At 46.5% G+C, this 14812-nt stretch carries 13 protein-coding genes; 6 read left to right on the plus strand and 7 right to left on the minus strand.

Translation table 11 applies throughout. From position 1 onward, the window contains the following. Nucleotide 1: 1 nt before the first annotated feature. From hflD to RCH83_RS17470, 3 genes are all read left to right on the plus strand, one after another. A complete protein-coding gene (gene hflD, locus RCH83_RS17460; protein WP_306524130.1) occupies nt 2–634 on the plus strand; it encodes a high frequency lysogenization protein HflD in 633 nt (210 codons plus the stop codon). Nucleotides 635–642: 8 nt separating this feature from the next. Beyond that, nucleotides 643–2013, plus strand: coding sequence for an adenylosuccinate lyase (gene purB / locus RCH83_RS17465; RefSeq protein WP_306524132.1), 1371 nt, complete (start codon nt 643–645; stop codon nt 2011–2013). A gap of 169 nt (nt 2014–2182) precedes the next feature. Next, complete coding sequence (locus RCH83_RS17470; RefSeq protein ID WP_306524134.1) at nt 2183–3337, plus strand: cupin domain-containing protein; 1155 nt, start codon at nt 2183–2185, stop codon at nt 3335–3337. 148 nt (nt 3338–3485) lie between these two features. On the opposite strand, the gene RCH83_RS17475 is transcribed toward RCH83_RS17470, so the two are convergent. After that, complete coding sequence (locus RCH83_RS17475; protein WP_306524136.1) at nt 3486–3914, minus strand: DUF4826 family protein; 429 nt, start codon at nt 3912–3914, stop codon at nt 3486–3488. A gap of 224 nt (nt 3915–4138) precedes the next feature. On the opposite strand from RCH83_RS17475, the gene RCH83_RS17480 reads away from it, so the two are divergent. Beyond that, entirely contained in the window at nt 4139–5182 is a 1044-nt protein-coding gene (locus RCH83_RS17480) for an amino acid dehydrogenase (protein WP_306524138.1), read from the plus strand. Nucleotides 5183–5392: 210 nt separating this feature from the next. Continuing rightward, a complete protein-coding gene (locus tag RCH83_RS17485) occupies nt 5393–7327 on the plus strand; it encodes a S9 family peptidase (protein ID WP_306524140.1) in 1935 nt (644 codons plus the stop codon). A gap of 91 nt (nt 7328–7418) precedes the next feature. Here the strand turns inward: RCH83_RS17485 and RCH83_RS17490 are convergent, their stop codons facing one another. Beyond that, on the minus strand, nt 7419–8174 hold the full coding sequence (locus tag RCH83_RS17490; protein WP_306524142.1) for a hypothetical protein: 756 nt from the start codon (nt 8172–8174) through the stop codon (nt 7419–7421). Nucleotides 8175–8354: 180 nt separating this feature from the next. Between RCH83_RS17490 and wecC the strand changes: the two genes are divergently transcribed. Then, nucleotides 8355–9572, plus strand: a complete 1218-nt coding sequence (gene wecC / locus RCH83_RS17495; RefSeq protein WP_306524144.1) for a UDP-N-acetyl-D-mannosamine dehydrogenase — start codon at nt 8355–8357, stop codon at nt 9570–9572. Nucleotides 9573–9698: 126 nt separating this feature from the next. Here the strand turns inward: wecC and RCH83_RS17500 are convergent, their stop codons facing one another. The 5 genes from RCH83_RS17500 to RCH83_RS17520 form a co-directional block, all read right to left on the minus strand. Next, entirely contained in the window at nt 9699–10970 is a 1272-nt protein-coding gene (locus tag RCH83_RS17500; protein WP_306524145.1) for a lipopolysaccharide biosynthesis protein, read from the minus strand. After that, nucleotides 10967–12241 carry an O-antigen ligase family protein gene (locus RCH83_RS17505; RefSeq protein ID WP_306524147.1) on the minus strand — a complete coding sequence of 425 codons (1275 nt, stop codon included), beginning with the start codon at nt 12239–12241 and terminating at the stop codon, nt 10967–10969. Before RCH83_RS17505 ends, RCH83_RS17500 begins: the two co-directional genes overlap by 4 nt. Further along, nucleotides 12238–13047 (minus strand): hypothetical protein, encoded by an 810-nt coding sequence (locus tag RCH83_RS17510; RefSeq protein WP_306524148.1) that lies wholly within the window; start codon nt 13045–13047, stop codon nt 12238–12240. The genes RCH83_RS17505 and RCH83_RS17510 overlap by 4 nt, the downstream gene beginning before the upstream one ends. After that, the gene (locus RCH83_RS17515) at nt 13044–13964 is read right to left on the minus strand and encodes a glycosyltransferase (RefSeq protein WP_306524150.1); all 921 of its coding nucleotides are present in this window, start codon (nt 13962–13964) and stop codon (nt 13044–13046) included. Before RCH83_RS17515 ends, RCH83_RS17510 begins: the two co-directional genes overlap by 4 nt. A gap of 66 nt (nt 13965–14030) precedes the next feature. Beyond that, complete coding sequence (locus RCH83_RS17520; RefSeq protein ID WP_306524152.1) at nt 14031–14756, minus strand: WecB/TagA/CpsF family glycosyltransferase; 726 nt, start codon at nt 14754–14756, stop codon at nt 14031–14033. Nucleotides 14757–14812 lie beyond the last annotated feature (56 nt).

Raw genomic sequence — 14812 nt, forward strand, 5'->3', positions numbered from 1 at the left:
TATGCAATTTTCGACAACCACACAAACATTGGCACTGGCGGCTTTATGTCAGAGTATTCGTCTGGTGCAACAAGTGGCCCGCGGTGATGAATTTGACCCTCAGGAACTAAAAACCGCATTGCAAAGTGTTGCTTTGCAGGATGTAAACGAACCCGTTGATATTTTTGGCGGTAAGCTGAACAACCTCAATGCCGGTTATCATATTTTGCTGGCGCAGCTGGGTGACAATCCGAATAAAGATTTAGAGCTGACCCGCTATGCCATGGCGGTATTTGCGTTGGAGCGCCGTATGGCCAAAAGCCCAAGCTCGCTGCAGGCCGTAGGCAAACGTATTGAACGACTGCAACAACAACTGCAACATTTTCAAATTACCGACGACAACATCATTGCCAGCATTGCCGACATTTATGTGGAGCATATCAGCCCTCTTGGCAACCGTATCCAGATTGCCGGTAAACCAACAGAGCTGAAGCAACCCGCAGTACAAAACAAAATCCGCGCTTTGTTGCTTTGTGCCATACGAGCCGCTGTGCTGTGGCGTCAGGCGGGCGGTCGGCGTTATCACTTTATATTGCAGCGGAAAAAGTTGCTGCAGGAAGCCAAAACTGTTTTACAACAATTAGCCCAAGCATAGGAGTTTCCATGGAACTGAACGCATTAACAGCCATCTCCCCGGTTGATGGCCGTTATGGCAGCAGAACTGATGAACTGAGACATATTTTCAGCGAATTTGGTTTGATCAAATACCGTGTGACCGTCGAAGTACGCTGGTTACAACAGATGGCCGGTATCGCTGGCATTGCCGAGGTTCCAACGCTCAGTGCAGAAGCCAATCAGTTACTCAATGATATTGTGGATAACTTCAGCCTGGCTGACGCCCAACGTGTCAAAGACATCGAGCGCACCACCAATCACGATGTCAAAGCTGTTGAGTATCTGCTCAAAGAAAAAGTAGCGGTATTGCCTGAGCTTGCCGCTATCAGCGAATTTATTCACTTTGCCTGTACTTCGGAAGATATCAATAACTTATCTCATGGCCTGATGTTAACTGCAGCCCGTGACGAGGTGTTGTTGCCTTTATGCGATAAGCTGCTGGCTGCATTAAAAGACATGGCAGTGCGTTATAAAGCAGTGCCTATGATGGCACGTACCCATGGCCAGCCAGCCTCTCCTACCACTTTAGGTAAGGAAATGGCCAACGTTTATATGCGTTTATTACGCCAGCGTGAGCAAATTGCTGCAGTACAAATGCTGGGTAAATTTAACGGCGCTGTGGGTAATTACAACGCCCATTTATCCGCTTACCCTGATTTAAACTGGCACCAGATTTCTGAACAGTTTGTCACCAGTCTGGGTTTAAACTGGAACCCTTTCACCACACAAATTGAACCGCACGACTATATTGCCGAGCTGTTTGACGCTATCGCCCGTTTTAATACCATTCTGCTGGATTTTGACCGTGACGTTTGGGGTTACATTGCACTGGGTCACTTTAAACAACGCACTATTGCCGGTGAAATTGGCTCTTCGACTATGCCGCATAAAGTGAACCCCATCGACTTTGAAAACTCAGAAGGTAACCTTGGCCTTGCCAACGCTATTTTCCAGCATCTGGCAAGCAAACTGCCGGTTTCGCGTTGGCAACGTGATTTAACCGACTCTACAGTGCTGCGTAACCTCGGCATTGGTTTTGGTTATACCTTAATTGCTTACCACGCTACTCTTAAAGGCATCAGCAAACTGGAAGTCAGTGAAACCAATCTGTTGCAGGAACTGGATCAAAACTGGGAATTGCTGGCTGAACCTGTGCAAACTGTGATGCGCCGTTATGGTGTGGAAAAACCATACGAAAAGTTAAAAGAGCTGACACGCGGCAAACGTATCACACCTGCTGATTTACATCTGTTTATTGATGGCCTGGACGTGCCTGATCATGCCAAAGCCCAGATGAAACAGTTTACACCGGACAACTACATTGGTGCCGCTATAGCTCTGGTTGACAGCCTGAACTAAGCTCAAGCATCTTGTGAAATATGCGCTGTAACAGCTCGCCAACTGGCGGTTCCAGTCAAAGCGCACACAAGATGCCGTACTGAATAACAGCGGTTTGGCCTCAGGCCAATTTGCGAAAAAACACCGCCGGCTTGCCGGCGGTTTCTTTTCCTGACACAGGAATATGCTTATGTACACATTAAATCTGCACGACTTGAGCCTTGAGCGTTTTCTCGCTGAATTCTGGCAAAAAAAACCTTTGTTAATTAAAAACGGTTTTGCCAATTTTATTGATCCAATCAGCTCGGACGAGCTGGCAGGCCTTGCCGGCGAAGAAGAAATTGAATCCCGTATTGTCAGTAATGCCGGTGGCAACTGGCAACTGGAAACCGGCCCTTTTGAAGATTTCAGCCAGTTTGGTGAAACAAACTGGACTTTGTTGGTGCAGGCCGTGGATCACTGGCATCCGGAATCGGCGCAACTGATTGAGCCTTTTCGTTTTATTCCAAACTGGCGCATTGACGATTTAATGATCTCGTTTTCTACCCCAGGCGCTGGTGTTGGCCCACATCTGGACCAATACGACGTTTTTATAATTCAGGGCATGGGCAAAAGGCACTGGCGGGTAGGCATGCCGGATGCCAGCCTGACGCAACATTGCCCGCACCCACGTTTATTACAGGTCAGCCCTTTTGTTGATTGTATTGATGTGATCACAGAGCCTGGTGACATTTTATATATTCCACCAGGGTGCCCGCACGACGGTATTTCGGTGGACGCCAGCCTGAGTTATTCGGTGGGTTTTCGTGCACCGGCACAAAAAGATTTAGTGACTGGCCTTGCTGACTTTTTGATTGAAAACGAAATTAACGGCGACCGTTATACTGATCCGGACCGAACTGCTACCCAGGCAGTTGGCGAAATAACCCCTCAGGATTTAAACAAGGTTCAACAACTACTGCAGCAGGTGATTAACGAACCTGATCTGCTGGCACGTTATTTTGGCAGTTATATCACCCATGCCAAACATGAATTAGATGCAACAGAGCCAGATCCACATTATCAGGTCGATGAAATTGCTGAATATTTGCAGGAAGGTTCAGTACTGGCACGTTTGGGTGGTTTGCGTTGTTGTTATATTCAGCAACACCCTGATGATGACATACTGCTGTTTATCAATGGCAACACCATGACAGTGCCAGCCGGCGAATTGTCGACAGTTAAGCAACTTTGTGAACAAGTGCAACTTGATGCGGCAACAGCAGCAAGCTTTGCTGAAGATCCAGCTAAACTGCAATTATTAACCATGCTGATCAATCTGGGTTATTGGTATTTTATTGAATAAACGGTAAAACCAGTACATCAAAACAAAAAAGCCACTGAATTCAGTGGCCTTTTTTATTGTGCTTTTAGCGGCTTTCCTGCGGCTAAGCACAACTGCTGTTTTGGGAAAAGCTGGCAACAGTCTGGGTTTTCGCCGCATCATCAAGGATTTATGTATTAGCCCAGAGTTTTTCACTTTCAAACAAGTCATACAAAGAATGGGCACGGCTTATTAGCAGCTTGATATAATCAGCTGCTGTCTGCTCATTCACCCCTGCATCCATCAGTTGCTGAGCTTTCATCTGCCAGCGGAATGAAAAAGCACGTAACGCCTCTCTTGCATTGGCGGCACCACCAATTTCGATATAATCCGTCGGTAAATCACCGGAAATCACCCAATAACTTTTCCGATCCAGCGCATTGATTTTCCATACCGCAACATAAGGCGGTAAATAACGCGATTCCTGCACGGCCACGTTGTCCATCAATACGCCCTTTTCCGCCAGATGCAAATTTGCTTTCTGAAATTGGGTACGTACCCACTCGCTGGCCTGCGCTTCGGTTAATTCCTCAGGCAGCTGTTGATTGTTTGATGTCATGATCATTCTCTTCGCTACAACTAAAAAAAGCACTCTAAGTCAGGGCAAGCCTTTTGACAAGCTGCAAGATAAATTGTCGACAATCTGCTGGACTGACCAGACATTATTTTTTTGGATTGATAGCGAAATTCACCCTGAAGTGATACATTCCGCCGCGAAAAACCGGTCCCCTGCCAGGCGGCAAATCCAACCCTGCGCCTGCTGATAACAACGGAGAATAAGACGTGGCAGTATTTAACCACCCAGAATTTGATAACCATGAACAAGTCGTATTTTGCAGCGATAAAGCAACTGGCTTAAAAGCCATTATCGCAGTTCACAGCACTAAACTGGGCCCTGCGGTCGGCGGTTGCCGGCTTTGGGATTATGTTGCTGACGAAGATGCGCTGGTCGATGTGCTGCGGTTATCCCGCGGTATGACTTACAAAAACGCCATGGCAGGTTTGCCATTGGGTGGCGGTAAGTCGGTGATTATCGGCAACGCAAAAACCATCAAATCAGAAGCGTTATTCCGCAAGTTTGGTCAGTTTGTGCATGGTTTAAGCGGTAGTTATGTCAGTGCTGAAGATGTAAACATCACCACAGCAGACATTTCTATCGTCAATAAAGAAACACCTTATGTGGCTGGTCTGGAAGGCAAAAGCGGTAACCCAGCTCCTTTTACAGCGCTGGGCACTTACCAGGGCTTAAAAGCCGCCGCCAAACATAAATTTGGCAACGATTCATTACAGGGCTTAACTGTTGCAGTGCAAGGCCTTGGCAGCGTTGGTTTTTACCTTTGTGAATATCTGCACAAAGAAGGCGCCAGACTGATAGTGACTGACATTAATCAGGATGCGGTCAGCCGCGCCGTTGCTCAGTTTGATGCCACTGCTGTTGGCCTTGATGAAATTTACAGCCAACAATGTGATATTTATGCACCTTGTGCCCTGGGTGCCACTGTCAATGACAACACCATCAATCAGTTTAAATGCAAAATTATTGCAGGTTGTGCCAACAACCAACTGAAAGAAGCACGCCATGGTGAGTTATTACGGCAAAAAGGCATTTTATACGCACCGGATTATGTAATTAACGCTGGTGGTATTATTAACGTGTCTTTGGAAATGCGCCCTGAAGGTTACAGCAAAGAAGAATCAACAGCCAAGGTGATGGAGATTTACCATACCTTGCTGAATATATTCCAGCGCGCTGACAACGAACAACAACCGACCAATGCAATTGCCGATTTGATGGCTCAGGAAATTATTGCCCGTGGCCGCAAATAACAACTAACCACTGTTGAGTGTTATTTTATTTGAAAAACCGCCATTTGGCGGTTTTTTTGTACCTGATTTTCTGTACAATCATAAAGTTATCGTTATTGAAAAAACACCAAAAAACAAACCATTTATTTACTTTTTGCTTTCATATTCTATTTGCACTGCTATCTTAAAAACGCAGTTCCACCTTCAATTACAGCATCAAGGATGACCAAGATGAAACAACTTACCCGGCTCAATTTATTGAGTCTGATACTGGCTACTATTGTCCAACTCCCACTACAAGCATCTGAATTATCAGAAAAATTCGGCAAGATGCCGCTGGTGCAGGACGTTTCTATTTCGCCGGATGGCCAGACATTGGCCGGTACCTTTCATATCGATGGCAAAGCTGTGGTGATGACAGCCCCTTTTGGCCAGCATGAAACCACGGCACTGGTTAGTTTAAAATCAAGTTCAGACCGGATTGAATCTGTCGACTGGGTGAATAAGAACAGACTGTTGATCAACGCCAGCCGGGCTAAATATATCGCCGGACGTTTTTATCGTATTCATAGTATGTATGCGGTAAATGCCGATGGCACTGAACTGCTGGAAATCAAAAACCAGTCTATGTATAAAAAAGCCGAAGACAGCCGGATTGCAGGTTTGCAGAGCACCTATCTGCACAATGATCTGGCCGAAGATGACGAACATGTGCTGGTCCGGGCTTATGATGAACGAGACGGTGGTTATGCCGTATTTAAAGTCAATGTGTATAACAGCAAATTCAGCAAAGTTGAAAGTGCCGCCGGCGACAGATCGGGTTTTGTGTCGGATCGCAAAGGCAATATTATGTTTTCCACTGTGCTCGATAAACAACTGTTAAGTGTCGAATTGAAAAAAGGGCCAGATCAGCCATGGCAACGCCTGAAAACCATTGATTTAGCGGGCGATATAGATTTTTCTCCGGTTGGTTTATCCGAGGACGGTAAATCTGTCTTAGTGAACACCGACTATAAAAACAACTTTAACCATCTGGCTTATTTTGATTTAGCCAGCGGAGAAATCAGTGCCCCTGTGCATCAGGTGGAAGGCCATGATATTAACGTCACCTACAGCAAGGCGGGCAAACTTATTGGTTATGGTTTTACCAAAGATTTTTATGAGCAGGTGTTTATTGATCCAAAGCAGCAGCAGTACAACCAACAAATCAAAGCATTAATGCCCGACCGTCACTCTTATATCACCAGTTACAGCGATGATGGCCAGCGTGTAGTCATTTACAGTGTCAAAGACAACCAGCCAGGCCGTTTTCTGACGCTGGATTTTAATACCAAAAAAGCAGCTTTTTGGTTCAGCCAGTACCCGCATTTGGAAAAAACCGCTTTGCCTTCAGTAAATACAATTTCCTTTAAGAGCCGTGACGGTCTGCAATTACAAGGATATCTGACAACTCCACTGCAAAAAGACAAACCGGCGCCGGTGATTTTATTTCCACATGGCGGTCCAATTTCCCGTGACAACAAAAACTTTGACCCCTTTGTACAATTTTTTACCGCCATGGGATATGCGGTATTACAGGTAAACTTCCGCGGCTCCTCAGGTTTTGGCAACCAATTTGAAACTGCCGGCTACCTACAGTGGGGAAAAAAGATGCAGGATGATCTGATGGATGCCTTAGACGCTGTCAGCGCCAATCCTGATCTCGATACCAAACGCAGTTGTATGGTCGGCGCCAGCTATGGTGGTTATGCCACTTTGGTTGCCAGCTTTCGCGACAATGCCAAATTTCAGTGTTTTGTCTCTATTTCCGGCATTTCCGATTTAGCAGCCATGCTCAAATCTGATGGTGCTTACAGCGATGCCAGAAAAGCAGTACAAAAAGCCACTGTCGGCGATTACGAGAATGACGCCAAAGCGCTGGATGCTGTATCAGCCCGTCATCATCTTGATGCCATCAAAAAGCCATTGTTGTTGATCCACGGTGTTAAAGATACCCGCGTACCCTACAAACAATCGGCTGAACTTTATGATGCACTCAAAACAAAAGGTGTTGCAGTCAGTTATCTGGAACAAGAAGACGGCACCCACTTTTTTGATACAGAGCAGGAACGTACTGAAGCTTTTGCTGAAATGGAAAAGTTCTTAACAAAACATCTGCCGTTATGACACCTTTGTTGTATTAAAATCTCAGCAGAGAATAAACAAAAAACCGCAGTCAAGCTGCGGTTTTTTGTTGGTCAAAGCTGTAAAAAAATCTTCAAACGGCGCCGGTTTTCGGCTCTGACACTGTTGGTAGTGCAGCGGTTTCTTTATACCAACTGACCCAACCTTTAGTGATGGCATACACATAATAACTGCTCATTTCGGCCGTCAGTTTGGCAAATAAGTCAAAGTTCGATAAATTCACCGTCAGATAGCAGCTGGTGCCACAATTCACCGGTTTAAAGGTTGAACTTTGCGCCGACAACACTGTGGCTTGAAAGTGGTATTGCTGTGCCAGTCGTTTCACTCTGAAAGCGTGATAATCACTGCTGACAAACAACAAAGCTTTGCTTTTATCCAGCCGGTTATTCAGCTGATAAAACTCATGATAAGTGGTCGCGCCCCCATGAAAACAGTCCAGCTCAACATTGTGCTTGAGTTGTTTCTGCAAATAATCCAGATAAGGCTGACAATATAAAGTAGTGATATGCACTGTTGCCGCAACAGGACGGTCAGATAAAACCTCAGCCAGCTGATCCAGCCTGCTTTTGGCACAATCGGGCAAAGTGTTTTCAGTGCCGCCGCACCCTAACACGACATAGTTCCCTTGAAAGTCTGCAGCCACTTCAGTGGCACTGATGTTGTTGTAATACCAATGCCGCACCTGATTGCCGACATAGCCATTACCAAAGGCGTAAAACCATAACAACAACAACCACAGCCCTTTTTTACGATAGCGTACAGCTGCAAATAACAGCCCCCATAAAAACAAATTATGTGGATATAAAAAGGGCTCAATTAAATCTTTCACAGCATACTCCTGAAACTGCCCGCAGAGTTGTCATGATGACAGTTCATTTGCCGGTGCGCCAGCAACAATAAAGATAGATAGGACAACTATTTTTGTGATTCTAAAGCTTGACGCCCGCTTATATAGTTGCAAGCTGTGATACTATCTGCCACAAAAATAGCAAGCAATCGGAGTGACGCTATGTTGCAAACAGTATCAGTAATTGGATTGGGTTATATCGGCTTACCAACAGCGGCCATGCTGGCTTCCCGTAAACTCAGAGTCATAGGTGTTGATGTGAATCAACACGCAGTCGACACTATCAACCAGGGCAAAATTCACATTGTTGAGCCAGAACTCGACTTACTGGTGAATGCTGCCGTCACTGGCGGTTATTTATCTGCCCAAACCAAAGCAGCGCCGGCGGACGCTTTTATGATTGCCGTGCCGACGCCATTTTTTGACGATTTATCGCCGGATTTGTCTTATGTCGAAGCTGCAGTGAAATCTATTGCTCCAGTGCTTGCCAAAGGCAACCTGGTAGTGCTGGAATCCACCAGCCCTGTTGGCACCACTGAACTGATTTGTAAGTGGATTAAAGAAAGCCGCCCTGACTTAACCTTACCTACCGACTCCAGCACACCTGACTTACATGTGGCTTATTGTCCGGAGCGTGTGTTGCCAGGCAAAGTAGTACATGAGTTAATTTCGAACGACCGTATTATCGGTGGTTTAAGTGCTGCTTGTTCGGCCAAAGCCAAAGCTTTGTATAACACTTTTGTCGCCGGTGAATTGCTGGTGACCGACGCCCGTACTGCAGAAATGTCCAAACTGACCGAAAACGCCTTCCGTGATGTCAACATTGCTTTTGCCAACGAACTGTCGTTGATTTGTGACAAGTTAAACATCAATGTGTGGGAACTGATCCGGATGGCCAACCGCCACCCACGGGTGAACATTCTGACACCTGGTGCCGGCGTAGGCGGCCACTGCATCGCGGTAGACCCGTGGTTTATTGTGCATTCAGCACCGGAACAAGCAAAAATCATCCGCACAGCCCGTGAAGTGAATGACTTTAAACCTGAGTGGGTGCTGCAAAAAATTCTATCCACAGTGGCCAATCACTCGCTGAACAAACCTTCAGTGGCCTGTTTTGGTCTGGCATTTAAGCCGGACATTGACGATTTACGTGAAAGCCCGGCTTTGCATATCACCAATAAACTGGCAGAAAGCTACAACGGTAAAGTGATGGCAGTAGAGCCTAATATTCATGGCACCAATAAACTGCATGCCAATGCTGAGCTGGTCAGTCTGGAACAAGGTTTAACCGCCGATATTATTGTGATCCTGGTGAAACACAAAGCGTTCAACGGCGTTGATTTTACCGGTAAAACCGTGATTAACGTGGTTGGTGAATAAGATCGCAGCTTGTTGAGCTATCTGGCTATCACCACAGGCCAAAGTCAAAAAAGGAGCTGATAAAAGCTCCTTTTTTTATTTGGAAAAAGCACAATACACTGCAAACACCACAGCAGTTTTTAGCGATTATTCAGTTATTTGCTGCGCCTTTGCAGTGGCTTTTTTATCCTTGCGATAACAACGCCAGCACAGCAGTTGCAGGAATATCACAGCCGTCAGATTCGACAACATAAAAACCCAGGCCGCAGTGACCGAATCCAGGTCCTGATTGATCCACAAATAAGCCAGCGAACTTAACAAGGCCACCAGAGTGACATTGGCTGCCCGCCAATCACTGCGCCCCGTTGCAGTGATCCAGACTTCAAAATAGGTTTTCACCAGTGTCAGCCACAAAGTAATAACCACCAGCAAAGTCACCAAATCGGTGTCAGGGGTCAGGCGTTCATTCAGCAACCAGGGATACAACCAGGGATACAACAGCATCAGCAGCAGATAAGGCAATGACAACAAAGGCAAACTGAATAACAAAATACGTTTAAATAACTCCACTTTGTCTGAAAGTTGCGGTTTGGCACTGAGTTTAGACAACAACACCTGCGAAAACACCACAGGCAATAAAGTCACCGGCATAAACAAAATAAAGGCTTTTCTGAACTGTCCAAGCGCCGTCAGGGTGCTGAACATCGCCAGAAAGATAAATGGAATATTGGTCAGATAAATGGCAAACACATCGTGCCAGGCATAACTGAGCCTGTCGCGCCAGGTTTTTCCCTGCCACAGTTGCCGCCACATTTGCACCGGTGCTATAGCAGCCTGACGAAACTCCGGCCACACCACCTTCACTCCAACCAATAACGGCGCCAGACTTAACAACAAAATCCAGCCTAACACAGTCGCTGTGTCATCGAGCGCGCCAAACCAGACAAAAGCAACCAGCACCAACATCAGGAAGGAGCCAAGCAGCTGACTTTTCACTTCAATAGCAAACTGCTGCGCTCCTTTGAGGTAACTGAAAATGGCCTGATTCAGCGCCCACACCAACCCTATGGCCAGACTTAACAAATACAACGAATATTGCAATGGGTCGTCTGCGGCCTGGCTGTAAATAAAGAATCCGGCAGCAAGCAACACAAAAACCAACAAGCTGATGGTTAAACTGCTGAATAAAGTGCCGATATTACGTTGCCGTGCTGCATGATGGATAAGATAAAAATTGACACCAAAAGCAATGGTTGGAAAAAACAGATTGGCCAGCATATAAACAAAACTGAATAAACCAAATTCGGTTTCGAGCAAATGCCGCGCCAGCGCCAGATTTAATAACCAGCGCGAGCCAAAATTCAGCCCTTGCGCCACACTGTTACTCATCATCTTGCGGGCAAAATCGCTGCGGATCATGGCTGTTGCTCCTGCCTGTTTTGGCTATATAACCAGACAGCACCGTTTAACATGCCCCATGGGATCCACAACATGCCAGACGTCAGGGTATGACCTGCCATAGTGGCCACCAGCAACAACACCATATTCAGCACCAGCACACCAGCCGCCAGCCCACGTGGTTGCTGCTGATAACCCAACCAGCTTTGTTTCAGAATAACGGCAAACCAACATAAAAAATAACCAAAACCCGCAATACCAAACCAAAGCAACAAATCGACAGGGTCAATTTCAGCCAGTGCTTTGCTGCTGTAAAGTTCAAGGCCGGTATGCCCTATCCCCAATAACCTGTGCCAATCGTTAAAATAAACAGCGCTGAGGTTCCAGTTATCCAATGCGTATTGATCACGGGACGACAACAACACCCCCAGCAAGCCCTGTTGTTGATACACCAGTTGTAACTTCTGCCCTACACTGCTGGCCAGCAACACCGGCCACTGCCAGGTTAATAACAGTACGGCACTCATCAGCAACACTGGCAGCCACAACAGTTGTTTGCGATAACGCCACCAGCTGTCTTTTTCCTGCAATAAGGGAATAAAAAACGCCAATAGCAGTACCCCGGCCATGCCGGTTTTGGTCAGCATTGAACTGGCCGCAAATAAACTCAACACCAACACAACCACAAACTTGAATTTGGCCACAGGCCAGTACAACGCCAGCAAATAACCTGTTAAAACCAACAACAAAGCCGATAACTCATTGGTGGCTTTAAAATAACCTTTGGTACCCAGATTTAAATCCGGCAGATAATCATTGGGCAGGTAAGCGCTAAAACCAAAACCCAGCCGCCCCAACGCCATATTCAGTACCAGAATGGCAAAACTGAATAAAAATATCTGTTGCAGCGCCTGTTTTGCCAACTCAGGGGAGCGTTTTGAAAACTGAAAAAAATATAAAGCAGCAAGTAAAGGCGATAGCAGCTTTAACACCATACCGGCGTCATAAGCAAAACCGCTGCTGTTACCACTGTGCAGCAGACTGTAAAAAGGCCCGGCCAACAACAATAAAACCAATGCCATCAACCATAACAGACCACGCACCTGCTCACGCAGCAACGCAGCAAGCAGCAGCAGCAACAAAGTTGATTTATACAAAGCTGACAGCGGCACACTTTGACCGCTGAAACTCAATAACACACCGTTACCGGCATCAACCAGCAAATACCATTTTGCCAACAGCAAAATAATCAGGTCCAGCAGAGGCAACCTTGGGGTTGTCGTTTGATTCATCGGCGGCTAAACACCAATGCCAGCAACGCAGCACCAAGTGCCGCCAACAACGCAGCAACCACGGCAATAAACAGCAGGGGTTTGTTTTTACCTTCTTTGGCCGATAATGGTTGCACTGCATGCAAAATCGACTGGCTGCCATGCTTCAGCACATTCAGTTCGGCCTGCACTTTATCCAGTTGCAAGCTGAGTTCAGAACGTTCGCCCACTGTCTGAGCTTTTGCCAGTGCCATTTGTAAGTCGGCTTCACGCGCCAGATATTGGTCAATGGCCTGAGATTTATATTCAGCTTCGGCACTTTGCATCAAGGCTGTCAGCAATAATTCTGCCTCAGCAGTACTGGTTGCACGCCATTTGACGCTCAGAAAATTGCCTCTTCTTTTGTGGTCATACTGAAACTTGCTGCGCCATTTGGCTGTCAGCTGTTGTTGTTTTGTGTTGTCATTTTGTGCACAAAATTCAGCTTTAGCCTGACATAACTGAACATTGCTCCAGAGTTGCTGCCATACCAGCGGATGTTCAAACAACAAGGTAAAACGCGACAACTCGTCAATTTCCAACGCCCCAAGCATTAACGAGGTTTGCGCCGGTAACTTGTCGTAAACAGCGGCCAGCTGCTGCACTTTATGCTGTGCCAGGGTGTAACCTGCTTTAGCTTCGGCATATTTAGGTAATGTTTTGCTGTATACCACGCCAGCAAGCGCGCCAGCTGCGGCCGCCACCAGGATCCATAACTTAAAACGCTGTAATACGGCCAGCATCTGATTGCTCAGATCCTGTTCCTGACTAAATAATGATGAATTCATTTGTGCCCAAACAGCCCTTTAATGCCTTTATTTAAAATTTGTTTACGCAGTCTGATAGCCCAGGCCAACCTGTGCTTAAAATAATAACGTATTTTGCTTTCAACCAAACCATAACGGCAGGATGACAATAACTCGGCAAGCGACATTGGCAGGTTTTGCATAGTACGGCGATAAAACGCCTGATTGTGCAGGTTGCGATCATTCATCAGGCCGCGGTGTTTTTCAACGAATTGCGCCTGAGCATTTAACCTTTTAGGTGAAGTAGTGATACGGCCCAGTTCATGCCCCACATGCACCACATAAGTGGCTTCAGACAAACGCAGCGCCGGACCATAAGCCGCCACCATGCGCAGCCACATGTCGTAATCCTGAAACGCAGCCAGCTGCTCATCAAAACCACCTTGGGCCAGCATACGGCTTTTACGCACCAAAGCCTGATTAGACAGGCAATGTGCATCAAGCAACTCCGGTAAACGGACTATTTTTTGCTCAGGATACAGCTGCTTACGCACAGACCCATAATCCCAGAAATAACTGGTGCAGATGCAGGAATATTGATCGTCATAACTGGCCATCATGCTGGACAAACGATGGGGTAAAAATTCATCATCATCATCAATACCGGTGACAAAATCACCCGCAGCGGCTTTAATGGCCAGGTTTCTGGCGGCGCAAGCGCCCTGCCCTTTGTCCTGCCGGAACAACCGGATACGGCTATTTTCAGCATAAAGTTTATTCAGCACTTCCCAGGTGTCGTCACTGGAACAGTCATCGACAATCAGCAGTTCAAAATTTGGATAATCCTGCGCCAGCACAGATGCAACTGCACGTTGCAGCATCTGACTACGGTTAAAGGTGGGCATATACACACTGATAAGGGGTTGATTATCACGCCCGGCAATTTGATGTTCGGCCAAAGTTTCAGTCTCTTGTCATAATAGTTTTACTGATCACAATCGGTGTATCTGCTTGCTGTGGTGTTGTTACAGCTTGCCACGCAGGTAAAGCCAGAGGTATTCCACCAGGTTCCACTGCCGCTTGATCCGCGATGGTTGTAAAACCAGGCGGTAAGCCCATTCCAGATTCAGTTTGCACCAAAGTTCAGGTGCTCTTTTTACGTTGCCGGTAAAAACGTCATAAGTACCGCCAACCCCCATAAAATAAGCATCAGGCAAGCTTTTTTTCGCTTTTTCAATAAAAAGCTCTTGTTTGGGTGAGCCCATAGCCACAGTAATGACTTTGGCACCACTTTGCACCAGCTGATTAATCAGTGCATCTTCATCTTTAAAATAACCGTCCTGGGCACCAACCACAGGCACACCAAAAGCTTGCAGTTTGGTTTTGGTTGCCTGCAACACTTCAGGTTTGGCACCGACTAAAAATACCGGCACTTTTTTATCCGCTGCACGGTGCATCAGCGCTTCCCAGGTTTCGCAGCCAGGTACCCTTTGTATCGTCTGGCCGAGTTTTTTCTGCATCACTTTGACCACGCCCATGCCGTCGGCATAACGTAATTCGGCATTATTGATTATTTGCTTCAGCTGCGGATCTTGCTGAGCTTTCATCACTTTTTCCGGGTTTATCGCAATAGCAGCTCCCGCAAACACAGTACCATCATCGCGAATAATATAACTGGCCAATTGTTGCATACTGGCAAAAGCCATCACGTTAATGCCACCTACAGAAACCTCAACCGGTTGAAACGCCATCTTTTAAACCTGCTTTAATAAATCGTTAAATCATTGATTGTGAAGCGCCAAAAGTC

It is taken from the genome of Rheinheimera sp., from assembly GCF_030824435.1.
In the GTDB taxonomy this organism is placed as follows: Bacteria; Pseudomonadota; Gammaproteobacteria; order Enterobacterales; family Alteromonadaceae; genus Pararheinheimera.